Consider the following 22,067-nt stretch of genomic DNA (forward strand, 5'->3'; position numbering starts at 1 on the left):
AAACACATCATAAATTATAGAAAATATTAGAAAAAATATCCATAATAAAAGGGATAAGAGTAACGCTCCTATCCTTTCAAATAAAGTGAAACTTTAATGTCCATCCCCCACTGGTTATTAGTTGAACCAATCAGGCTTTTACGGGCAGTTGATCTCCCACCTAACTCCTCCGCATTAGTCGAATTTTGAGGTGGGAGTCTTATTGCCCGTTAATGTGGGGTAAAATTGAATCGTATTTTCATATATCGTTTTCATAACCTTATCAACAGACATGTTTTTTATAACACTAATTTCCTTTAGTACCTCTCTAATCATTCCCGGATGCGTCATAACATCGTCTTGAAACTCCCACGGTCCATCTGTTTCTACCATCATATATTCAAGAGGATAATACGAAACAATTTTTCTAATCTTCTCCTTATGCAAAACATCTGGTGTAATAGAAATATAATAACCGTTCCTCATCATACGTTTCATTGTTGTTTCACTTCCTTTAAACCAGTGAAAGTGTGCACGCGAAACTTTATATTTCTCCAATAAATCACATACAATATCAGCATCTTCATACACTGCATGCAATATAATTGGTAAATCATATTTACTAGCTAGTTCAACAAACCGTTGTAACACTGATATATACGAATTGACAGCAATGCGCTTATCTTCTTTTCTTAAATAATACGGTAAGCCAACTTCACCAATCGCAACTATATCCTCTACATGCTCTTCAATTAATTTATAAATTTTCTCACATTCTTCTTTATGAATCGGTTGCTCCGGATGAAAACCTATTGCTGGATGTACAAAAGGATATCGCTTTGCTAAGGATACAGTTTCTTTACTTGATTGATAATTCATAGATACTGCAATAAGCCCCTTTATCTCTTTACTATGCTCCACATCTTTAAGTAATTTACTTTTCTCTTCATCCTTATATTGGTCAACATGTATATGACTATCAATCCACTTCACCTTTATTCCCCCATAAAAAAAACAAGAAAGGATCTCCCTTCTTGTTTTGTCATCTATATTATTTAACAATTAAGTTTGTTATGATATCAAATAATCCAATACATACTACGGCAACAGTAAAGTAGCTACAGAAATCTTTAATTGGAAACTTCACTACTTCTTCTTTACGCATCCCATTCTTCTCCCTTCTTACTATATCCCTAATTATTTTTATCTATTTGTATCTATTATGCAAAAAATATGACAAATTTACTATCGAATTAACTTACGTAAACCTTACAATGTTGTAAGGTTTATAAAAAGGGCCTCATCTCCATACAGATGAGGCTATTAAAAAGTAGTTGGTTTTTCATTCTTCATTCATATTACAAACAGAAAGTAATACAGTGAGACTTTCTAATTACACTATATAAAATTCACTATCTTTTAACCATCGAATTACATTACAGAAGACTTACATGTTTGTAAGCTATGTGTAATGTAATTCGATAGTTTCTCTTACTGACATCTCGTACAATAAAGTTAGCAAGTAAGCCAAATAAGAAGAACACTCACATAACCAAATTACATTGCTAGTAGCTACTCTTCTTATACCTTTCACTCATGCTACTACAATGTACCCTCTTCCCCTTTATATATTAAAAAAAGCCTTAGTCCATATGGACCAAGGCTTTTTTTGCACACATCAAAATACCCCTACCTAGTATTTTTATTTTCGACAAAAAATAGGTGGGGGTATAATTCACTATCTCATCGCTAAAAGTTTACTCTTTGCATTAATGGGAATATTTACAGCTTCAATTTCTTCAATTGACTCGCCGTAGCGTCCTTTTGCGTACACTTTTAATGTTTCATCTCTCTTTAACATATGCTTAACAGTCTTCTTTATTTTTTGTTCTCTTCCACGTTCGTCAAATGCAATAAATTCATATTCATACCACTCATCACCAATATGCTGACCAATTGTATTCACAACCGTATAGTATTCTTTCGTCTTATAAAATGGATTATATTTATCGATAACCGGTCCAAGTTTCGTAGGTAGTAACATTATTACTATGACTATCATCGCTATTATAGTAGTGATCATTTTTTTCTTCATAATAAACATTCCTCCTCTGCAGGATATATATACATCCATTTTAAAAAGAAGAAATACAATCTACTATTGAATCTCATTACATTACACTTACATTTTTGTAAGAATTAAAAAAAGGTGAACGAATTTACTCGTTCACCTTTTAGCTCGCTTTAAAGCCTCCGCCAAGTACATCACGTACATCATGGATAACGACGAAAGCATCGTCATCTACTCGACTAATAACTTGCTTTAACTTAACAAGCTCTTGTTTATTAATAACAACATATAAAACTTCTTTATTTTTACCAGTATATCCGCCGCGCCCTTCTAATACAGTAACGCCGCGTGTCATGTTTTTCGTAATAGCCTCACGTATTAACTCTGGTTGATTTGAAATAATTGTAACAGCCGTTTTTGTATCCATTCCTTCTACAATGAAATCAATTACTTTCGCTCCGATGAATACTGCAACAAGTGTGTACATCGCTTTTTCTTGCCCTATTATAAATACAGAACCAGCAATTACAACGATATCAATAATAAGTACACCTTTTCCTACACTCCAACCTAAATATTGATTTGCTAACCGTGCTAAAATTGCCGATCCCCCTGATGTACCTCCAGCTTTGAACATACAGCCTAATCCGATACCGACAAATACACCAGCAAATAGTGCCGCTAATAAAGTATCACTATTTACATGGTACTCAATATGTTCCGTAACATATAAAAACAAAGATGTTTCTACAATCCCTAAAATTGTATAAACCATCGTTTTCTTATCAAAAAATTTATAACCAACAGCTAGTAAAATTGCATTTATAGCAAAATTCACAATCCCCGGCGACCAATCAAATAAATAGTACGTAACAACCGTTAAACCAATAATTCCACCCTCTGATAGACGGTTTGGAATTGCAAAGTAATTAATACCAATTGCGAATAATAATGAACCAATTGTAATTAGTGTTATTTCCTTTATACGTTGATTAACCATAGTTCATACCCTCCCCCCATTTGACATTGTATCACTATCTCCTAGAGGTTTAGAAGTTGTTTTTATTCAGCATTTTTCCTCATAAAGACCAGGATATTATGTTTAAACAGGGGGGTGATTAATTATTCACATTCGCTCTAACTATACGGACAAATTGCTCCACATTCCCCTTCTGAATATACTTAGCTCGGATGATTTCATGATTACAAATAAATTCGAAATACGGGCGAAAAACTATGCTATCTATATGCAAATATGAGTACTCTTTAAATGTTGAAGGATAGTAAGGAAATTTCCCGTAAAACAGGAGACGTCTAGTAGTCGCAACAAAAATCCCATGTTGATAACATAACGTGAAATGTTCCTTCTCAAAAACCCCCACCACAAAGGCTAAAACATTTTCGTCATTCCCTAAAAACTTTTTTATATTTAATAAAAGTTCATTCATGCATTTCCCTCCAAATACTATTCTTGAAAAGAATTCATGGATTGTTACAAACCGGTTTAACCCCTTTATAAAGTATGAAACGCGTTTCCTGTCAAAGGTATTTCAAAAAAATAATCCGTTATGCACTTATACACATAACGGATTAAAACTACACTGTAGATCGCTCCACAAGTTCATATGGAATTTCCACCTTTTCTTGTTTAGAACTCTCGTCACTTATTTGCCGATAAAACATTTCAAAAGCCGCTTTTCCTATTCCCTTCAAATTTTGATCAATGGTTGTAAGTTGTAACACTTGCGAAATAGGTTGGTTATCCAAACCAATAATCGCTAAATTCTCAGGAACTTGAATACCCAATTTCCCAACTTCCGTCATAACCCCAATCGCAACTTCATCTCCTGCTACTATTAATGCTTCAGGAAGATGCTGCATCTTCTTTAATTTATGAGCCACTCTCACACCATCTTCTAACGTAAAACATTCTGTGAAAATCCATTCTTCATTCACTTCTTCATCTATAGATTGCAATTGACGCTTATACACATCAAAACGCTTTTGACTACTCGGTCCTAGCTTTCTCCCCGTGCAATAACCAATTTTTTTATAACCTTTTTCAATAAGGTGATTCATTCCTAGCTGGAAAGCTGCCGAATGATTTGTATATACACTTGAGATATTTGAAATATCATTGTCTTCACAAGCAATGATTGTGCCGTACGAAGCATACGGTTCTATCATTTCCCAATCATTTGCACGCGAACAAATAATAAGGCCATCCAATTGTTTCGTTTTTAACATATGTAAACTTTTCATTTCTTCTTTTTTATTATAGTTTGTTTGGCAAAGTAGCACCCTGTAGTTATGAGTTAACGCTCCCTCCATCATTCCCCCTACCATTGCATCGAAGCTCGGGTGATTAATGTAAGGGAGAATTACACCAACAATATTCGTCTTTCCTTTTGATAAATGAACAGCATTTGCGTTTTGTGAGTAATTCAATTTCTCAACTATTTCTAAAACAACTCTCCTTTTTTCTTCACTTACGTATGGATGATCATTTAGCACCCTCGAAACAGTTGTAACTGAAACCCCAGCCATCTTGGCGATATCTTTAATATTAGCCATACACTCACCTCTACTTTTAAATTAATAAATTCCATGAACATATGTCAAACCTTCTCATCATTACACCTTCATTCGTTTTTCTTACAAAAGTGTAATTTTCCTGTAAGCTAATTCGATAGTTACTTCTTGCGATATTTCATACAATTAAGTCAGAAACAGGGCAACCATTATTCGAAAAGGAGCGGATCAATATGATGAACAAGATGAAAACGAACAATCTTTTAAATACAATGGGCATGGTATTTTCCGCTCTTATCGATGCAAAAGCTGTTGCTTCTACATTAAACAAGTAAGGAGAATATACGATGAACAACATTACTTTTAACAAATTAGATTTTTTAGGATTAGCTAGCGGCTCGATTCTTCTTACTACTTTGATTTACGCTGCTACGCTTGTATAACTTTGTGTCCCCTTTCCCCTTTATATAGAAGAAGACGACCGTCTATGCCCGGTCGTCTTTTCTTACTTTTGATTTGATTGCAAAGCTTCCTTTAGCTCCTCAAACCTCTCATTTAATTGATCTGTCATCATTTTCATAGCTGTTTTTCGATCTATTTGTTCTTCAGCATCAATTTGAATTGGGTCTCCAAAAATTAATTGTGCTCTTTTTCCTTTTATTAATTCTTTTACACTTGATGGACCAATATAAGCTGCCGGTATTAATGGAACGTTAGAACGCATCGCAATTGTCACAGCACCAGCTTTTAACGAAACGTCTTCTGTCGATCTCGTTCCACTCGGGAAAATCCCTACCACTTTTCCTTCTTTTAATAAGCGTGATGGAATTTTAAGTGTACTCGGTCCTGGATTTGCACGATCTACAGGGAATGCATTTACATTTTTAAAGAACCAATTTTTGAATTTCCCTTCAAATAATTCTTTTTTGGCCATGTAATGAATCTCTGTTGGGTACATCCCTGTAGCTAACATTAATACATCCATAAAACTTGTATGTGTACACGCAACAACATACGGGCCACCTTCTGGTAGCTTTTCTCTTCCTTGCACTTCTACTTTCCCAGCTGTTTTAAATATATATTTCAACAAAAATGTAATTGGTTTATACATTTGTTTCGTTCCTTTCTGAACATCCGAAGTATAATCATTTCCTTACCATAATTATAACACTAAGTTTTAGGAGTTGGTAATAATTTTAAGGTTTAAATATTAAATTTCAATTCTTACAAAAGTGTAATTATCTTGTAAGCTAATTCGATAGTTACTCTCCACCATTTTTCATACAATTAAATCAGAAAGAAACAACAACCATTCGAAAAGGAGCGGATCAATATGATGAACAAAATGAAAACGAACAATCTTTTAAATACAATGGGCATGGTATTTTCCGCTCTTATCGATGCAAAAGCTGTTGCTTCTACATTAAACAAGTAAGGAGAATATACGATGAACAACATTACTTTTAACAAATTAGATTTTTTAGGATTAGCTAGCGGCTCGATTCTTCTTACTACTTTGATTTACGCTGCTACGCTTGTATAACTTTGTGTCCCCTTTCCCCTTTATATAGAAGAAGACGACCGTCTATGCCCGGTCGTCTTTTTAAATGTTTTTTTCTTTTAACTCTTTTAAAAGCTGTATCATTTCAGCTTGTTGTTTTATCTTCTTACGACCATTTCGATTAATTGCTGCAAGCTCACAAGCAACTCCAACGGCGAAGAAAAACAATAAACTTTCTAACATATGAAATCCTCCAATTGCCTATTAAACAGCTTGACGTAATTGCTCTTCTTGTAACATCTTCTTATTTATATTTTCTTCTTTTCTCTGACAAACATTATTGCGAATAAGCGCTGCAATAACAAATAAAGTCCCTACAATATCAAACATCGTGATTTGATATCCTTGCATCATCATAATAACTAAAGTCGTAATAGGTACAAAGTTAATAAATAAAATACCATTAATAGATGATAAAATTTTCACACCGTAATTCCAAGCGAGTAGTGCTACAATTCCTGGTAATGTCATCATAAACAATAAATCATATTTCACAACAGAAATCGTTCCCATACTCGGAACTGAAACATATCCAAGCGACGTAATAAGTACCGTTATAATTCCTGTAACGGTCGTACCGAATACACACGTCAACGTAGAATAACGTAATGTTGACCAATCGCTACACGTTTGACCACCCATCGTATAAATAACCCAGCCCACAACTCCAACAAATATACATGCTAGCGAAAACATGTTATCTTTCAACGTTAAAAAGAAACTCACATCACCTTTTGTAATAACAAATACAGCTCCTATAAAAGCGATAATCATGCTCGTTATCATATACTTTTTCGGTTTTACACGCTTATATCCCCATAGAATACAAATAGAAATCATCGGCATAAGTGCTTCCATAATGGAGGCTACCATCACGCCTGATTTCCCCATTAACATTTGACCTAAAAATATAAGTACATTATATACAGTAAACGCCATCGTTCCGAAAAAGACGAGTAGCCTTCCTCTTCCTTCTAAACGAAATGCCTGTTTCCCTTCTTTCATTAACAACAATACAATCAGCATTATCGCCACCGCTCCATAGCGAATAAGAGAAAAATAAAACGGATCTATGTATTCTAACGCATGATCAGCAACTGGAAACATTGCTCCCCATGACATACTTGCAATTAAACACGCGAAAGCACCTATTATCATTTGACCTTTTCTCACCACAATCCCCCGCTTCTTTCTATTTGCACAAAGAGAATTGTAAAAGAAAAAATATATCACGTAAAATGATTCAAAATGATGTTAATTATCATTTATAATGATAGTTAACATCAAGGAGGACAGTATCATGGAATTAAGAGACTTGCAAATCTTCCAGAGCGTTGCCGACCAAGGTAGTGTAAGTAGCGCAGCAAAGGAATTAAATTACGTACAATCAAATGTAACTGCACGTATTAAACAATTAGAAAACGAGCTGAAAACACCGCTCTTCTATCGTCATAAACGAGGCATGACTTTAACAGCTGAAGGAAGAAAAATGCTCGTTTATGTTAACAAAATTTTGCAAGATGTTGATGAGCTAAAACAAGTATTTTTAGATAGCGAGACACCCTCTGGCATATTAAAAATCGGTACAGTCGAAACAGTAAGTACATTACCTACCATTTTATCTTCTTACTATAAAAGCTATCCGAACGTCGATTTGTCATTACAAGCAGGTTTAACAGAAGAATTAATTAGAGAAGTACTCGATCATCAATTAGATGGCGCTTTTATATCAGGACCAATAAAACACCCACTTATTGAACAATACGATGTTAGTACAGAGAAATTAATGCTTGTAACACAAAATAAAGCTTTTCATATAGAAGAATTTACAACAACGCCTCTACTCGTTTTTAACCAAGGTTGTGGATACCGTTCCAAACTAGAACGATGGCTGAAAGACGAAGGTTTGCTTCCAAAAAGAATTATGGAATTCAATATATTAGAGACCATATTAAACAGTGTTGCACTCGGCCTTGGAATTACGCTCGTACCACAGTCTGCTGTCCACCATCTTTCTAAAGCAGGGAAAGTACATTGTCATGCAATCCCTGAAAAATACGGCAGTATTTCAACGGTTTTCATACGCCGCAAGGATAGCTATATGACGAATTCAATGCGTAGCTTTTTAAAAACAATTGAAGAGCACCACCACATTAATATGCTTTAAAAGACATTCTTACACGAATGTCTTTTTTTCTTACAAAAGTGTAAGTCTTCCGTAAGCTAATTCGATAGTTGCAGACGATCATATTTCCTATAATTAAGACATAAAGCAGGGCAACAACAATTCGAAAAGGAGCGGATACGCATGATGAACAAAATGAAATCAAACAAATTTTTAAATACAATGGGCATGGTGCTATCCGCACTTGTCGATGCAAAAGCTGTTGCAACTACATTAAACAAATAAGGAGAGATTATAATGAACAACATTACTTTCAACAAATCAGACTTTTTCGGACTTGCAAGTGGAGCGACTCTTCTTACAGCTTTCATTTACTCACTTGCTCAAAGTCTTGTTTAACACTTTGTTTCCCCAAACCCCTTTATATAGAGAAAAAGCTGCTCGTCTTATAGACAAGCAGCTTTTTAGTTTGTCCCGCTTTAATGGGCAGTAAGACCCCCACCTCAAAATGCAGCGAAAGCAAAGAAGTTAGGTGGGGGTCGGGCTGCCCATTAAAGTCCGATTGGTTCAACTAATAATCAGTGGGGGATGAAGCCCCCCACTGATTAAAGTTTCACTTTATTTCATATATAATTTGACCTGTTTTCGTCATATCATATCCGCCAATCGCCTTTAATTCATTATGAAATTCTTCCGATTGCAGAATGTCTTTCACAACTTCGATCAGCTCTTCATTTTCTTTATTCTTCAAAATCACTAAATCATACTGTTCTTTCATGATTGGAATAAAGTCTACATTTACAATTTGCGAAAACTTTTCTGACCCTACTCCGACGTCAGCTTTTCCATTCGCCACTTGCGTGGCAACACCAAGATGGTTCGATTCTTCCCACTCATATCCACTAATACGTTCTTTATTTAACTTTTGAATGCGCAATTGTTCATCGACTAACACCCTAATACCAGAACCTTTTTCTCGATTTACAAATCGTATAGATGATTGAGATAAATCAGCCCATGTTTTTATATTTTTTGGATTTCCCTTTTGCACATAAAACCCAACGTTCCTTGCTAATAAATTAATCATCGTACATGGTTGCCCCACTAAAATACGTTTTACGTAAGGAACATTATATGTACCCGTTTCGCCATCAAACAAATGCAAGCTAACGATACTTCCTTCTCCTTGATACATTTTTACTAGACTCGTTAAACTACCTTGATATGCCCTTAATATATTTGAACTTGGCAGGCGATTTTCTATACGTTTTGCCAACATGTCTAACGTTAGTTCTTGTCCGCTAATAATACATGTATTCGAGATACTATTACTGTTATTCTTTACAGGAGTAACTTGTACGTTACCTGTTTTCATTTGCTTAATATATTGTTCTAAATCTGCTGCATCAATGCGCATCTGTCTACCAATTCTATAAGAAGGAAGTTCTCCTTTTTTAATTAGATCGTATACAGTTAATTTTGATACTTTTAATCGCTTCGCTACTTCTTCCGTTGTGTAGGAATGATGATCCATAGACGATTCCTCACTTTCTTCCTTCATTGTAACAAAGAAAAGAATATTTCTCCTATATTTTAAGAGCAACCACATCTTTCAAATTATATTCAATTATAACTAGTTATATTTAGTTATAATTAGTTATAATTGAATATGTCAAAACGAAAGGGGATTTTCTTATGAACAAGTTTACATTACGATCCATAGGGACGCTTATATTTTCTTTTCTTCTTATATTTAGCGTTGCATGTACAAACGGAGATAAGAAAGAGAAATCAACCGCTAAAGAAGGAAAAACAGTTGAACTTACTATATCCGCAGCTGCAAGCTTACAAGATGCATTAAAAGAAATTGAAACAAAATATAAAGAAAAAGAACCTAATATTAAACTTTCTTTTAATTTCGGTGCTTCTGGTGCACTTCAACAACAAATCGAACAGGGCGCACCCGCTGATTTATTCTTCTCAGCAGCAGAAGATAAATTCCAAACTCTTGTTAAAAAAGGATTCATTAATGAAAAGGAAGGGAAAAATCTTCTTGGAAATGAACTAGTTCTAGTCATCCCTAAAGATAGTTCTCTTACAAAATTTCAAGATTTAAAAGATGAGAAAATCAAAAAAATTGCACTTGGTACACCTGAATCTGTACCTGCTGGCAAATATGCAAAAGCTTCTCTAACGCACGAAAACCTTTGGAATGATGTTCAAAATAAATTCGTATTTACAAAAGATGTTCGCCAAGTGTTAACATACGTAGAAACAGGGAATGTCGATGCTGGTATTGTATACAAAACAGATGCTCTTATTTCAGAAAAAGTGAAGATTGGCGAGACAGCAGCTGCTACTTCTCATGAGCCAATTCACTATCCTTTAGGTGTTATAAAAGAATCTAAGCATAAAAAAGAGGCGACTTCATTTTATGAGTATTTGCAGTCAAAAGATGCACAATCTATCTTTAAGAAATATGGATTTACCGTCCTATCATAATTGCCATGAGCTTTGATACTATTTTATCACCAATCTTTCTATCTTTACGAGTAGCCACATGTGCCACCATTATCGTTACCATTTTAGGAACGATAATCGGAAGAGCACTAGCACGTTCCTCATGGAGATATAAAGTAATACTAGAAACGATTTTCTTATTACCAATGGTACTTCCGCCAACTGTAATCGGCTTTTTTCTCATTATTATTTTTGGAAATAACAGCCCCATTGGAATGTGGATAGAATCAATATTTCAGCAATCTATTATGTTCACATCTACTGCTGCGATCATTGCTTCTACAGTTGTTGCATTTCCGCTTATGTATCAATCAGCAAAAACAGGATTTTCTATCGCGAATGTACAAATTGAAGAAAGTGCTCGTGACCTTGGTGCAAGTGAATATCAAGTTTTTCTACACGTCACACTTCCGCTCGCATTTCCTGCTTTACTAAGCGGAATGATTTTGAGCTTCGTTCGTGCGCTCGGTGAGTTTGGTGCTACACTCATGTTTGCCGGAAATATTCCTGGTAAAACACAGACTATCCCAACTGCAATTTACATGGCGATTGATGCAAGTAATATGCAGCTCGCCTGGACACTTGTCGTTATCACTATTAGTATGTCCCTCCTATTTTTGCTATGTATTCAGCTTATTAATAAAAGAATTACTAACTCTTAAGGCAGCTCTTTTTGAAGCTGCTTTTTTATTTCTTAGGAAATAAAAATATACCACTGGGAAATAACTGAATTTTACCTTTTATTTAAATATACATTCTATTTGAATTTACTTTCTAAAATAGGCAATTTCCTGTTATTATATGGAGGTGTTTGAAAAAATGAAGAAATGAAAACGCATTTATATCGTGAATTCTTCATCCTGTTTTAGCGATCGGTAATCTTCTACTCTAGTAGTGGGGCATTACCGATCGTTAGAACGATATGTAATTATATTGGTATAGCAAAACGAAGGGAGTCTTGTAATGGACATTTTATTAGCGCTTCTTCCTGCAATTGCATGGGGAAACATCTTATTAGTAAGCGTAAAAATGGGCGGTGGTGCATATAGCCAAACGGTAGGTATGACAATCGGTGCTCTATTCTTCGCAACAATTATGTATGTATTTACTCAACCAGCTTTAACAATGACAATCTTGATTGTTGGTTTTATTTCAGGTTTATTCTGGGCTTTAGGACAAGTAAACCAATTAAAAACAGTTGAAAAACTAGGTGTTTCAACTACTGTAACGATTTCTACTGGTATGCAACTTGTTGCAACTTCTATCTTTGGGGTTATCGCTTTCCGCGAGTGGACTACTACTACAACGATCATTCTGGGAACGATTGCAATCCTATTAATCGTAGTTGGTGTTGTATTCACATCATTAGATGATAAAGAAAATGCTCAGCCACCAGGACAATTGAAAAAAGGACTTCTTACTTTAATTGTTTCTACTTTTGGCTATCTTGTATATGTAATTATTATTCGTTGGTATAACATCGATGGTTGGTCTGCTATTTTACCACAAGCAGTTGGTATGTTTGTTGGTGCAGTTGTACTGACATCTAAACATAAACCATTTAACAAATATGCAATCCGTAATGCTTTATCTGGTTTACTATGGGGAACTGGAAACTTATTCTTACTTCTTTCACTACCACGTGTCGGAGTAGCAACAAGCTTCCCATTATCTCAAACTGGAATCGTTATCTCAACATTCGGTGCGATTGTCTTCTTAGGTGAAAAGAAAACAAAACGTCAATTGATCTTTATTGCACTTGGTAGTGTTTTAATTATCGGTGGCGCTGTATTGTTAGGTATGACAAAAGCATAAACTTATAACCTATTAGTAAACCCCTGAAGCGTATGTGCTTCAGGGGTTTTTCTCTTTCAATTACTTTCTAAATATAATTATTGACATGCCCTTGTCTTTTATAGTTGTTCTTCCACTCTAGTAAACCAGCTACACATATAAAGAGATTAATAACAGCTAATATTAGCATAACGTATAACCCGGCGGAAATATAAATTGAAATACTAACTACATTATATAAAATCCATAAATGCCAGTTTTCTAAGATTTTTCGACTTAGCATAAATTGAGCTACTAAGCCTAATACAGCATTTAAAGCATCTAAATATGGACTTGTTGATTCTAAGTAATGGACTTGATAATAACCCCAACCAATCCATGCAGCTAAAATAAAGACTATATAGAAAATCCAACCTTTCAAATCTAAACGAACTGTTGCTTTTACCTCTTCCTCCCCACTACGTGCAATCCAATAATACCAACCATATACATTAAAGATAAATTGAAAGGCTGCCAATACTGCCATTGCATATAAACCTTGTGTAATGAAAATATATATAAATACCGCAACCGTAATCATGCCAAACAAAAAATTAGATACCTTTTCCCTCGCTAATAACCAAACATTAATAATCCCCATAACCGATGCAAAAATTTCAATATAACTCGATTGAATATAAAATCCAACCAATACGCAAATAATACTAGAAACGACTAAAAAAAGCGGACTTCTAATCATAATCATCTCTCCCCAGATGTGTAATAAATTCCCTATCACCAGTATAAGAAATCACTCTCCCTTTCACCATTAATTTCCTACTTTTCATTATCTATTCCATCTACAATAAGCCTTTTCTTTTTACAAAATTCTCTTAAAAATGGTATCGTTTTTTATAACATATCTCCACTAGAAAGGAATAGAGGATATGCTAACTAAACATCGAATTCTATTTATTGGTGCTGGTCGTATGGCAGAAGCTATATTTTCCGGATTACTGAAAACAAGCAAAGAATACATCGAAGAAATTATCGTTTCTAACCGAAGCAACGTAGAAAAACTGGAACAATTACAAGCGCGATATAATGTGTCTACTACAACAGATTGGAAGCAGCATGTTACATCTGTTGATACGATTGTTTTAGCAATGCCGCCTTCTGCACATGAAGGTTTATTAGCGGAATTATCTCCGTTACTATCGCATCAACTTGTCGTAACGGTAGCTGCTGGCATTGGCCCATCTTATTTAGAAGAAAGACTTCCTAAAGGAACACCTGTTGCTTGGATTATGCCAAATACAGCTGCTGAAATCGGAAAGTCTATCTCCTTATATACAATGGGACAATCGGTAACCGAGATACATCAGGAAACCTTGCAACTGCTTTTAAGAGGTATTGGTACTTCGCAACTTTGCACTGAGGAAGAAGTTCATCAGCTTACTGCAGTTACGGGAAGTGCACCAGCCTTCCTTTATTACTTTGCTGAAAGCTTAATTGAAGCAACAAAAAGTTATGGAGTTGATGAAGCGACTGCCAAACACCTTGTCATTCAAATGATTTCTGGCTCTGCCTCTATGCTCGAACAAACGCAAGATCCAGCTAACCTCCGCGAACAAGTAACAACACCTGGTGGTTCCACAGCTGAAGGTCTCAAAGCTTTATATGAATATAATTTTTCAGAGGCAATTCAAAAAGCAGTAGAAGCAACAAACAAAAAAGCTAGGGGGAAATAATATGAGTTTAACAAGTTTAAAAGACTATACAACATTACATAACGGTGTAAAAATGCCTTGGTTCGGCTTAGGTGTTTTTAAAGTAGAAGATGGTTCAGAAGTAATTGAGTCTGTGAAAGCAGCAATTAAAAATGGCTACCGCAGTATCGATACTGCAGCAATTTATCAAAATGAAGAAGGCGTTGGCCAAGCAATCCGTGAATCAGGTGTTTCACGTGAAGAATTATTTATTACATCAAAAGTATGGAATAGCGATCAAGGGTATGAAACAACACTTCAAGCATTTGAAACTACATTAGAAAAATTAGGACTAGAGTATTTAGATTTATATTTAGTACATTGGCCTGTAAAAGGGAAATATACTGAATCATGGAAAGCGTTAGAAAAGCTTTATAAAGACGGCCGTGTTCGTGCAATTGGCGTGAGTAACTTCCATATTCACCACTTACAAGACGTGTTTGAAATTGCTGAAATTAAGCCAATGGTCAATCAAGTGGAATACCACCCACGTTTAGCACAAGAAGAGTTACACGCTTTCTGTAAAGAACATAATATCCAGCTTGAAGCTTGGTCACCATTAATGCAAGGACAACTACTAGATAATCCAACGTTGCAAGAAATTGCGACAAAATATAATAAATCAACTGCGCAAATTATTTTACGCTGGGATCTACAAAACGAAGTTGTAACTATCCCTAAATCTATTAAAGAACATCGCATTATTGAAAATGCAAACATCTTCGACTTTGAATTAAGTGCTGATGATATGAAAGCAATTCAAGCTTTAAATGAAGATCGTCGCGTTGGTCCAGATCCAGATAACTTTAACTTCTAGTAGAAAAACCACTGCCATATGCAGTGGTTTTTTGTTAAAGAAAACTGAAAATTTAAACTATATTCCATTCAGTTGACACTTCATCATCCAAGGTGTAAGATTTTGAATTATCAAAGAAACACAAAAATTAATAAAGTTTATTCGTTTACTCATTGTATCAAGAGAGGTGGAGGGACTGGCCCTTTGAAACCTCGGCAGCAGGTTCATTTTTTGAATACTGTGCCACTTCCTGCAAGCTTTATAGCTTGAAAGATAGAATGAGGGACTTCGTTTATATACGGGTGCATAACTTGTACGTAAAAATCCCTCTTTCTCAATATGAAAAGAGGGATTTTTTATTTTTCATTTCCCTCATCATCATCCAAACTTAATTATTTAGGAGGAAAATCAAATGAAAAAAAAGTTTGTACCCGGTATTGCATCAGTTGTAGGAGTAAGTATTTTATTAACTGGTTGCGGTAGTTATAAAAACGAAGCAAGCGGAGCAAATGCAAAAGACGAGGCGCCTAGTAAACAGGTTTTAAACTTATCTTCACCTACTGAAATACGAACAATGGATACAGCTCGTGCTACAGATACTGATTCTGGTCAAGTAATGAGAAACGTATTTGAAGGTTTGTATAACCTTGGTGAAGGTAATAAACCTGTCCCTGGTGTTGCAAAATCTCATGAAGTAAGTGGCGATAAAACGAAATACACATTCCACCTGCGAGATTCAAAATGGTCAAACGGCACTCCTGTTACAGCGAAAGATTTTGTCTTCGCTTGGCAAAGAGCTGTCGATCCAGCAACAGCCTCTGAATATGCATTTCTATTCTTTGATATTAAAAATGCAACAAAAATTAACAACAAAGAACTTCCAGCCGACCAACTTGGTGTAAAAGCAGTTGATGACCATACGTTTGAGGTAGAATTAGAACGCCCTGTTCCATATTTTATTAGCTTAACAGCGTTCCCAACATTTCTACCAATTAACGAGGAATTCTTTAAAAAACAAGGTGATAAGTACGCTTTAGAAGACAATACAATCTTGTACAACGGCGCTTTTACACTAAGCGATTGGAAGCATGAACAAAGCTTTAAATTCAAGAAAAACCCTACCTATTGGGATAAAGATACTGTCAAACTAGAGGAAATCAATTTTAACGTCGTAAAAGAAAAATCAACAGAAGTAAACCTATTCGAATCAAAACAATTAGACCGTATAAAATTAACATCCGACTTCGTTGATAAATATAAAAAAGATGCGAACTTTAAAGAACGCCCGAACGTAGGCGTACAATTTTTACGTATGAACCAACAAAACAAAGTACTACAAAATGTGTCTGCACGCCAAGCAATCGATCAAACAATTGATCGAAAATCCTTTGTAAATACGTTATTAAATGATGGCTCTACACCAACCTTTGGTCTCGTTCCAAAAAACTTTGCAAAAGGGCCTGATGGAAAAGACTTCCGTACTTTAAACGGGGATTTAACCAAAGTTGATACAAAATCTGCACAAGAGTTATGGAAAAAGGCGAAACAAGAGCTTGGTTCTGAAAAGATAACATTAGAATTATTAACAAGTGATGCTGACCTTGATAAGAAAACTGGTGAGTTCTTAAAAGGACAACTAGAAAAGAATTTAGATGGATTAACAGTAAATGTGAAACCACAACCACGTAAACAACAAGTTTCACTTTTATTAAAAGGTGACTATGAAATTGGTATTGACGGCTGGAGCCCTGACTTTGCTGATCCAATTACATTCCTTGAATTGTTTACAACGAATAACCCTTACAACTTGGATCATTACTCTAATAAGGAGTTCGATGAAACAATTGAAAAAGTGAAAACGACTTTAGCTGGTGATGAAAAAGCTCGCTGGGAAGCATTACTAGCATCTGAGAAAATATTATTTAAAGACTCAGTTATCGCTCCCCTTTACCAAAAAGGCGAATCTTATTTAGAACGTTCTTATGTGAAAGGAATTGTGCAAGTAGACTTTGCAGGCCAATTAAACTTCAAATGGGCACAAATTGAAAAATAAAAGGCAAGCTGAATTGAAGTTTTTCTATCTACAACAATTATTTTATTGGAAAAATGTATTAAAAGCGGATTCTCAATAAGAGAAAATCCGCTTTTTTAATATATTATTTTTAAAAATTAATACTCCACTTTTTATTATTGACATATAGTTCTTCCCAGTGTTAATATTCTAAATAATCAAAGAAACGAAATATTTGACCATCAAAATATAACGTCTCCTATGTTGAAACATATAACGATACATTATATTTCAACATGTATATACATATAGAACACCTGATTACCTACATATACATATTTATAATAGGTTTTCTCTTCTTCTATAAATACACTTCAAGACATGGACATTATGACGTTACGAACAACACATTTAGGGAGGAACGAACAATGAATAAAAAAGTTGTACCTGTTGTTGCATCTGTTTTAGGGGCAAGTCTATTACTAACTGCTTGCGGGGGAAATAAAGATCATGCAAGCGGAGCGAAAGCAAATGATAAAGCACCTGATAAGCAGGCAATTAACTTATCATTCGCTTCAGAAATTCCAACAATGGATGTTGCAAAAGCAACGGATGGGGAATCCATGAGCGTAATGCGAAATGTTTTTGAAGGTTTATACGCAATGGGAGAAGATAATAAACCAATTCCTGGTGTTGCTGAGTCGGTTGACGTTAGTCCCGATAAAACAAAATATACATTCCATCTGCGTGATTCAAAATGGTCAAACGGTACTCCTGTTACAGCAAAGGACTTCGTCTTCGCTTGGCAACGTGCCGTAAACCCTGACACAGCAGCTGAATATGCATTCTTATTCTTCGATATACAGAATGCGAAACAAATAAACCAAAAACAATTACCAGTTGATCAATTAGGTATTAAAGCTGTTGATGACAAAACGTTAGAAGTACAACTAGACCGTCCTGTTCCTTACTTCTTAAGCTTAACGACATTCTCAACATTCTTACCAATTAATGAAGAGTACTTAAAGTCTCAAGGCGATAAATACGGTTTAGAAACAAATCATTTAATTTACAACGGTGCTTTCACATTAGATAACTGGAAACATGAGCAAAGCTTCCAATTGAAGAAGAATCCTAACTATTGGGATGCTAAAACGGTAAAATTAGAAGAAATCAACTTCAATGTCGTTAAAGATAAATCTACAGAAATTAACTTATATGATTCAGGACAAATTGATCGTGTCGCTTTAGATGCAGAATTTGTTGATAAATATAAGGGCGATCCAAACTTCAAAGAACGCGCTGAAGTTGGCATTCAATTTTTACGACTCAATCAAAAAAATGAAACATTAAAAAATCAACATGCACGCCTTGCTATTAACGGCGCAATGAATAAAAAAGCATACGTAGAAACAATTTTAAATAACGGCGCTGTTCCAGCTGAAGGAATGGTTCCTGCTAAATTCGCAAAGAGTCCTGAAGGCAACGACTTCCGTAAAGAAAATGGAAATCTAGTGAAAGATGATGTGAAAACAGCGAAAGAAAACTGGAAAAAAGCGAAGCAAGAACTTGGTACTGACAAAGTAACAATTGAACTCTTAACAAGTGATAACGCTTTAGCTAAAAAGACTGGTGAATATTTAAAAGGTGAACTAGAAAAGAACTTAGATGGATTAACAGTGAATTTAAAACCACAACCACGTAAACAACAGTTAAAACTACTATTAAGTGGTGACTATGAAATCGGTATTGATGGCTGGGGCCCTGACTTCGCTGACCCAATTACATTCTTAGATTTATTTACAACAGATAGTGCGTATAACTTCGATAAATACTCTAACAAAGAGTACGATGAGCTCATTCATAAAGTAAAAACAGATTTAGCTGGTGATGAAAAAGCTCGCTGGGAAGCAATGAAGCAAGCTGAAAAAATTCTATTACAAGACGGTGCTGTCGCTCCTTTATACCAACAAGGTCGTTCTTACTTACAACGCGGATTTATTAAAGGACTTGTAACAACTGACTTCGGTGGTGAGTTTAACTACAAGTGGACAGAAGTTGCAAAATAATAAGTGCTAATAAAAAGGTATCCAATTGAGGATACCTTTTTATTTTATGCTTCTTTAACTACAGAGCTTTTTCCCTTTACCATTCCTTTTATAGCTAAAGTCATCACTGCTACTGATTGTGTAACCAATACAATAACTAATAATGAAATAATATTTCTCTCTAAACTAACTCCTCCAAATATTATTGTATAATAGCCATTCGCTGCATATGTTGCGGGAAATAGTTCACCGATTGTTTGATATGTTTTAGAAAGCATCTCATGTGGGACAATTACACCGGAACTTACAAGTTGTAACGATAGTGAGATAATATTAAAAATCATACCTGCGTTTCCAAACACAGTTAGAAACATTTGTGTTAATGAAAGAAATGCGAAGAAGACTATTGCTTGAAACCCCCATATACTCCCCACTGTTTCGTGCATCTCAATTTGGAAGCCTTTCATCAAACCAATTGTAATACATGCAAGTAAAATCGATACTGTACCGTTTATAATTTGTCTTGATAAGAAATTAATCCAACCGCCCTTTACTTCTTTTGCAACTTTTGATAGTTCCATACTCATTATCATTGCTCCTACAAATGAAGCTAATACGATCATTAGCGGTACCATATTCACTGAAAATCCTTTTGCATCATTTACTTTATGAACTGTAAAACCAATTGAATCTTCCGTTAACCCTTTTATCACTTCTACATTCTCAGGTCCTACAGCTTGCAGCTTTCCGACAATCGCTTGTTTCTTATAACTTGCTACCTCTTTATTTACATTATCTCGAATTTGTTTTGCAGCTCCTTCCATCATTTGCTTTGCCATCATGGCATTCGCTTGATTAATGTGGAAGTTTAAATTTGATTTTCCTGTTTCATTTATATCTTTTGAAAAAGAAGCAGGAATTTCAATAATCATATCGTACACATGGTCATTCATTTCTTTGTTTGCTTTTTCTACAGACCGTTCTGCTTTCACTTGAAATGGTAAATTTCTCTGTAAGCCTTCTGCTATTTTATTACCTATATTGACATCTTCATTCACAATAGCGATACGCATTTGATCTGCTCTTTCATTCACTCCATCATATGCTGTTAACCACACGCAAAAGAAAATAAGTTGGAACGATAGCGCTACTACCATTCCTACATACGTACCTGGTCTTTTTAAAAACTGTTTTAATGTATCCATCTTCCCGCTCTCCTTTTAGCAAGCAAGTACATACTTGCATTTTATTTTAAATAAATACTAGGGTCTTAATGCCCTAGCATATAAAACAATATTATTTTCAATAAATTTCTCATCATCAACTTCTGTCAGGCGATCAGCAAAACGTAATTTAGATAAGAAATATCCAAAATTGATCCAGATAAAGTTCATTACTTGCGCTTCAATATTCGTATCAATAATGTTTCCCTTTTCCCGCATTTTTGCAAAATAGATACTTAATTCTTCTTTTAGTCCTTGTGGTATTTTAGCAATTTCCCCGTCTAATTCAGGAAATTCTCCAGCCTCACGTATACCGATAGCAATAATATCTTTTACCCCATCTAAAAAATTATGATAATGCCTTGCTAAGTTTTTTAAATCTGTTTCTAATTCCCATACAATCTCTGTTTGCAAAAACTTTTTTAAATGCGGTACATATGAAAATTCAGCAACCGCTGCTTCAATAACACCCTTCTTACTTTTAAAATTGCGAAATATCGTTACTTCATTAACACCAGCACGCATTGCAATTTCTTTCGTTGTCGCTGCTGTATATCCTTTTTCTTTCACTAATTCAATCGCTGCTTGAATAATTTTTTCTGCCGTCTTTGAGCGCGCCATAAAATCCTCTCTTCCTCATGCAAGTGATCACTTACATTTAGATTATATAACTTTTCAAATAATTGTCAACAATCCTCTTTTCCTTCTTTTTGCATTGAAACATTCTTTTAAAAGCTCTCGTAAGTGCCTCTTGTGAGGAAAAACCATATTTCAATAACTGCTCTTTCAGTCGATACTAAAGCTTGTGCAGCATGAGTTAATCTTCTCTTTCGAATGTAATCCGTTACACTCATACCAATATAACTTTGAAAAATACGATGAAAATGGTACATCGACACCGCACTGTAAGATGCTACTCTTTCTGTTGTAAGCTCCTCATGCAAGTGATTTTCTATATATTCAATTGATTTTTTTATTATCTCTTTATATTCTTCATGCATTTTAGTCCCTCCCTCACAACTTCAATTTACCATATACATACAAATCTTTTTTGATTTAAATTGCGGATTAGCCCTTGCAACTACAGAATAATAATTTATTTTCAACACATACATAATTACATGATTTTGGGAAAAACTTGTATAGAACGAATTTACATAAGGAGGAATTTATAATGAGAACTCTACTATCAGTTTTATTAGCTCTTATGCTAGTACCTGCATTAACAGGATGTAAAGCTCCTGCAAAAGAAGACACAACTTCTAATAAAAAGACAACTGAAGAAGCAAAAAACGAGGCTCCTGCAGATTTAAAACTAAACTTCAATGAATTCGATTTAAAGGCAGACTACCAAGATACAAAGAAAGACTACGAAGCAGACTATAAAAATGTAGCAGCTGACAAGAAAATGGAAGCAAAAATTGAAGATCATAAAGCAGATGTAAAATTAACAGGAGACGAGGCTATCACAAAATTAAGCCCACTTCTACAAGAATTGAAATTTGATAAAGATACTGCTGACCAAGAAGTAATCGATCAAGTAGTGAACGTGTTCAAACTTGATAAAGACTACCAAAAATTCGATTTAGAAGTTGTCTTCTCTGATGGAACGAAAAAAGAATATAAAAGAGAAATAAAATAAAATAAAGAAGTAGGCGG

At 34.8% G+C, this 22,067-nt stretch carries 24 protein-coding genes, 1 pseudogene and 1 riboswitch; of the genes and pseudogenes, 12 read left to right on the forward strand and 13 right to left on the reverse strand.

The window, feature by feature from the left end; genetic code table 11:
* Positions 1 to 174: 174 nt before the first annotated feature.
* The 5 genes from RTP99_RS22910 to RTP99_RS22930 form a co-directional block, all read right to left on the reverse strand.
* A complete protein-coding gene (locus RTP99_RS22910; RefSeq protein WP_000871074.1) occupies positions 175 to 972 on the reverse strand; it encodes a TatD family hydrolase in 798 nt (265 codons plus the stop codon).
* Between the two features lie 745 nt (positions 973 to 1,717).
* On the reverse strand, positions 1,718 to 2,074 hold the full coding sequence (locus tag RTP99_RS22915; protein ID WP_000728419.1) for a YxeA family protein: 357 nt from the start codon (positions 2,072 to 2,074) through the stop codon (positions 1,718 to 1,720).
* Positions 2,075 to 2,213: 139 nt separating this feature from the next.
* Positions 2,214 to 3,050, reverse strand: a complete 837-nt coding sequence (locus RTP99_RS22920) for a YitT family protein (protein ID WP_000248047.1) — start codon at positions 3,048 to 3,050, stop codon at positions 2,214 to 2,216.
* A gap of 118 nt (positions 3,051 to 3,168) precedes the next feature.
* Positions 3,169 to 3,498 (reverse strand): PH domain-containing protein, encoded by a 330-nt coding sequence (locus RTP99_RS22925; protein ID WP_001004210.1) that lies wholly within the window; start codon positions 3,496 to 3,498, stop codon positions 3,169 to 3,171.
* A 148-nt stretch (positions 3,499 to 3,646) separates the two neighbouring features.
* Complete coding sequence (locus tag RTP99_RS22930) at positions 3,647 to 4,624, reverse strand: LacI family DNA-binding transcriptional regulator (protein WP_001273929.1); 978 nt, start codon at positions 4,622 to 4,624, stop codon at positions 3,647 to 3,649.
* Between the two features lie 305 nt (positions 4,625 to 4,929).
* On the opposite strand from RTP99_RS22930, the gene RTP99_RS22935 reads away from it, so the two are divergent.
* The gene (locus RTP99_RS22935) at positions 4,930 to 5,025 is read left to right on the forward strand and encodes a DUF3948 family protein (protein ID WP_001060004.1); all 96 of its coding nucleotides are present in this window, start codon (positions 4,930 to 4,932) and stop codon (positions 5,023 to 5,025) included.
* A 62-nt stretch (positions 5,026 to 5,087) separates the two neighbouring features.
* Here the strand turns inward: RTP99_RS22935 and RTP99_RS22940 are convergent, their stop codons facing one another.
* A complete protein-coding gene (locus RTP99_RS22940) occupies positions 5,088 to 5,693 on the reverse strand; it encodes a lysophospholipid acyltransferase family protein (RefSeq protein ID WP_000277773.1) in 606 nt (201 codons plus the stop codon).
* 336 nt (positions 5,694 to 6,029) lie between these two features.
* On the opposite strand from RTP99_RS22940, the gene RTP99_RS22945 reads away from it, so the two are divergent.
* A complete protein-coding gene (locus RTP99_RS22945; RefSeq protein WP_001060004.1) occupies positions 6,030 to 6,125 on the forward strand; it encodes a DUF3948 family protein in 96 nt (31 codons plus the stop codon).
* A 60-nt stretch (positions 6,126 to 6,185) separates the two neighbouring features.
* On the opposite strand, the gene RTP99_RS22950 is transcribed toward RTP99_RS22945, so the two are convergent.
* On the reverse strand, positions 6,186 to 6,326 hold the full coding sequence (locus RTP99_RS22950) for a YrzO family protein (protein ID WP_000894067.1): 141 nt from the start codon (positions 6,324 to 6,326) through the stop codon (positions 6,186 to 6,188).
* A 21-nt stretch (positions 6,327 to 6,347) separates the two neighbouring features.
* A complete protein-coding gene (locus RTP99_RS22955) occupies positions 6,348 to 7,316 on the reverse strand; it encodes a DMT family transporter (RefSeq protein ID WP_001225433.1) in 969 nt (322 codons plus the stop codon).
* Between the two features lie 127 nt (positions 7,317 to 7,443).
* Between RTP99_RS22955 and RTP99_RS22960 the strand changes: the two genes are divergently transcribed.
* Together RTP99_RS22960 and RTP99_RS22965 are read left to right on the forward strand one after the other, a co-directional pair.
* Positions 7,444 to 8,310 (forward strand): LysR family transcriptional regulator, encoded by an 867-nt coding sequence (locus RTP99_RS22960; RefSeq protein ID WP_000423054.1) that lies wholly within the window; start codon positions 7,444 to 7,446, stop codon positions 8,308 to 8,310.
* Positions 8,311 to 8,565: 255 nt separating this feature from the next.
* The gene (locus tag RTP99_RS22965; protein ID WP_001060012.1) at positions 8,566 to 8,667 is read left to right on the forward strand and encodes a DUF3948 family protein; all 102 of its coding nucleotides are present in this window, start codon (positions 8,566 to 8,568) and stop codon (positions 8,665 to 8,667) included.
* Between the two features lie 214 nt (positions 8,668 to 8,881).
* Here RTP99_RS22965 and RTP99_RS22970 read toward each other — a convergent pair whose 3' ends face one another.
* Positions 8,882 to 9,829 carry a helix-turn-helix transcriptional regulator gene (locus RTP99_RS22970; protein ID WP_000657102.1) on the reverse strand — a complete coding sequence of 316 codons (948 nt, stop codon included), beginning with the start codon at positions 9,827 to 9,829 and terminating at the stop codon, positions 8,882 to 8,884.
* A gap of 134 nt (positions 9,830 to 9,963) precedes the next feature.
* On the opposite strand from RTP99_RS22970, the gene modA reads away from it, so the two are divergent.
* From modA to RTP99_RS22985, 3 genes are all read left to right on the forward strand, one after another.
* Positions 9,964 to 10,770: a molybdate ABC transporter substrate-binding protein gene (gene modA / locus RTP99_RS22975; protein ID WP_001032252.1), complete on the forward strand. Its 807-nt coding sequence runs from the start codon at positions 9,964 to 9,966 to the stop codon at positions 10,768 to 10,770.
* Positions 10,771 to 10,775: 5 nt separating this feature from the next.
* Positions 10,776 to 11,450, forward strand: a complete 675-nt coding sequence (gene modB / locus RTP99_RS22980; RefSeq protein ID WP_000007159.1) for a molybdate ABC transporter permease subunit — start codon at positions 10,776 to 10,778, stop codon at positions 11,448 to 11,450.
* Between the two features lie 301 nt (positions 11,451 to 11,751).
* A complete protein-coding gene (locus RTP99_RS22985) occupies positions 11,752 to 12,603 on the forward strand; it encodes a GRP family sugar transporter (RefSeq protein WP_000353544.1) in 852 nt (283 codons plus the stop codon).
* Positions 12,604 to 12,670: 67 nt separating this feature from the next.
* Here RTP99_RS22985 and pnuC read toward each other — a convergent pair whose 3' ends face one another.
* Positions 12,671 to 13,321: a nicotinamide riboside transporter PnuC gene (pnuC, locus tag RTP99_RS22990; RefSeq protein WP_000621369.1), complete on the reverse strand. Its 651-nt coding sequence runs from the start codon at positions 13,319 to 13,321 to the stop codon at positions 12,671 to 12,673.
* Between the two features lie 187 nt (positions 13,322 to 13,508).
* Here pnuC and proC point away from each other — a divergent pair, with 187 nt between their 5' ends.
* From proC to RTP99_RS23010, 4 genes are all read left to right on the forward strand, one after another.
* A complete protein-coding gene (proC, locus tag RTP99_RS22995) occupies positions 13,509 to 14,312 on the forward strand; it encodes a pyrroline-5-carboxylate reductase (protein WP_000956268.1) in 804 nt (267 codons plus the stop codon).
* A gap of 1 nt (position 14,313) precedes the next feature.
* Positions 14,314 to 15,147, forward strand: a complete 834-nt coding sequence (locus RTP99_RS23000) for an aldo/keto reductase (protein WP_000060176.1) — start codon at positions 14,314 to 14,316, stop codon at positions 15,145 to 15,147.
* A gap of 151 nt (positions 15,148 to 15,298) precedes the next feature.
* A riboswitch (SAM riboswitch) is annotated at positions 15,299 to 15,406 on the forward strand.
* Positions 15,407 to 15,538: 132 nt separating this feature from the next.
* Positions 15,539 to 17,179, forward strand: a complete 1,641-nt coding sequence (locus RTP99_RS23005) for a peptide ABC transporter substrate-binding protein (protein WP_000726477.1) — start codon at positions 15,539 to 15,541, stop codon at positions 17,177 to 17,179.
* Between the two features lie 386 nt (positions 17,180 to 17,565).
* On the forward strand, positions 17,566 to 19,206 hold the full coding sequence (locus RTP99_RS23010) for a peptide ABC transporter substrate-binding protein (protein WP_001036995.1): 1,641 nt from the start codon (positions 17,566 to 17,568) through the stop codon (positions 19,204 to 19,206).
* Between the two features lie 44 nt (positions 19,207 to 19,250).
* Here RTP99_RS23010 and RTP99_RS23015 read toward each other — a convergent pair whose 3' ends face one another.
* The 3 genes and pseudogenes from RTP99_RS23015 to RTP99_RS23025 all read right to left on the reverse strand — a co-directional run.
* Positions 19,251 to 20,390 (reverse strand): YhgE/Pip domain-containing protein, encoded by a 1,140-nt coding sequence (locus tag RTP99_RS23015; protein WP_000380248.1) that lies wholly within the window; start codon positions 20,388 to 20,390, stop codon positions 19,251 to 19,253.
* 57 nt (positions 20,391 to 20,447) lie between these two features.
* Positions 20,448 to 21,029, reverse strand: a complete 582-nt coding sequence (locus RTP99_RS23020; RefSeq protein WP_000124365.1) for a TetR/AcrR family transcriptional regulator — start codon at positions 21,027 to 21,029, stop codon at positions 20,448 to 20,450.
* 40 nt (positions 21,030 to 21,069) lie between these two features.
* Positions 21,070 to 21,409: pseudogene (locus RTP99_RS23025) on the reverse strand (helix-turn-helix domain-containing protein); the annotation flags it as partial.
* Between the two features lie 173 nt (positions 21,410 to 21,582).
* Here RTP99_RS23025 and RTP99_RS23030 point away from each other — a divergent pair.
* Positions 21,583 to 22,050 carry a YusW family protein gene (locus RTP99_RS23030; protein ID WP_001259643.1) on the forward strand — a complete coding sequence of 156 codons (468 nt, stop codon included), beginning with the start codon at positions 21,583 to 21,585 and terminating at the stop codon, positions 22,048 to 22,050.
* Positions 22,051 to 22,067 lie beyond the last annotated feature (17 nt).

It is taken from the genome of Bacillus sp. (in: firmicutes) (genome assembly GCF_031983925.1).
Taxonomy (GTDB): Bacteria; Bacillota; Bacilli; order Bacillales; family Bacillaceae_G; genus Bacillus_A; species Bacillus_A pacificus.

Bases quoted from the DNA above. Each gene is read 5' to 3' on its own strand.
- RTP99_RS22935 (WP_001060004.1), top strand. From the start codon at position 4,930: ATGAACAACATTACTTTTAACAAATTAGATTTTTTAGGATTAGCTAGC.
- modB (WP_000007159.1), top strand. From the start codon at position 10,776: ATGAGCTTTGATACTATTTTATCACCAATCTTTCTATCTTTACGAGTA.
- RTP99_RS22920 (WP_000248047.1), bottom strand. From the start codon at position 3,050: ATGGTTAATCAACGTATAAAGGAAATAACACTAATTACAATTGGTTCA.
- RTP99_RS23010 (WP_001036995.1), top strand. From the start codon at position 17,566: ATGAATAAAAAAGTTGTACCTGTTGTTGCATCTGTTTTAGGGGCAAGT.
- RTP99_RS22930 (WP_001273929.1), bottom strand. From the start codon at position 4,624: ATGGCTAATATTAAAGATATCGCCAAGATGGCTGGGGTTTCAGTTACA.
- RTP99_RS23005 (WP_000726477.1), top strand. From the start codon at position 15,539: ATGAAAAAAAAGTTTGTACCCGGTATTGCATCAGTTGTAGGAGTAAGT.
- RTP99_RS23030 (WP_001259643.1), top strand. From the start codon at position 21,583: ATGAGAACTCTACTATCAGTTTTATTAGCTCTTATGCTAGTACCTGCA.
- RTP99_RS22940 (WP_000277773.1), bottom strand. From the start codon at position 5,693: ATGTATAAACCAATTACATTTTTGTTGAAATATATATTTAAAACAGCT.
- pnuC (WP_000621369.1), bottom strand. From the start codon at position 13,321: ATGATTAGAAGTCCGCTTTTTTTAGTCGTTTCTAGTATTATTTGCGTA.
- RTP99_RS22950 (WP_000894067.1), bottom strand. From the start codon at position 6,326: ATGTTAGAAAGTTTATTGTTTTTCTTCGCCGTTGGAGTTGCTTGTGAG.
- RTP99_RS22915 (WP_000728419.1), bottom strand. From the start codon at position 2,074: ATGAAGAAAAAAATGATCACTACTATAATAGCGATGATAGTCATAGTA.
- RTP99_RS22965 (WP_001060012.1), top strand. From the start codon at position 8,566: ATGAACAACATTACTTTCAACAAATCAGACTTTTTCGGACTTGCAAGT.
- RTP99_RS22960 (WP_000423054.1), top strand. From the start codon at position 7,444: ATGGAATTAAGAGACTTGCAAATCTTCCAGAGCGTTGCCGACCAAGGT.
- proC (WP_000956268.1), top strand. From the start codon at position 13,509: ATGCTAACTAAACATCGAATTCTATTTATTGGTGCTGGTCGTATGGCA.
- modA (WP_001032252.1), top strand. From the start codon at position 9,964: ATGAACAAGTTTACATTACGATCCATAGGGACGCTTATATTTTCTTTT.
- RTP99_RS23000 (WP_000060176.1), top strand. From the start codon at position 14,314: ATGAGTTTAACAAGTTTAAAAGACTATACAACATTACATAACGGTGTA.
- RTP99_RS22970 (WP_000657102.1), bottom strand. From the start codon at position 9,829: ATGAAGGAAGAAAGTGAGGAATCGTCTATGGATCATCATTCCTACACA.
- RTP99_RS23020 (WP_000124365.1), bottom strand. From the start codon at position 21,029: ATGGCGCGCTCAAAGACGGCAGAAAAAATTATTCAAGCAGCGATTGAA.
- RTP99_RS22925 (WP_001004210.1), bottom strand. From the start codon at position 3,498: ATGAATGAACTTTTATTAAATATAAAAAAGTTTTTAGGGAATGACGAA.
- RTP99_RS22945 (WP_001060004.1), top strand. From the start codon at position 6,030: ATGAACAACATTACTTTTAACAAATTAGATTTTTTAGGATTAGCTAGC.
- RTP99_RS22985 (WP_000353544.1), top strand. From the start codon at position 11,752: ATGGACATTTTATTAGCGCTTCTTCCTGCAATTGCATGGGGAAACATC.
- RTP99_RS23015 (WP_000380248.1), bottom strand. From the start codon at position 20,390: ATGGATACATTAAAACAGTTTTTAAAAAGACCAGGTACGTATGTAGGA.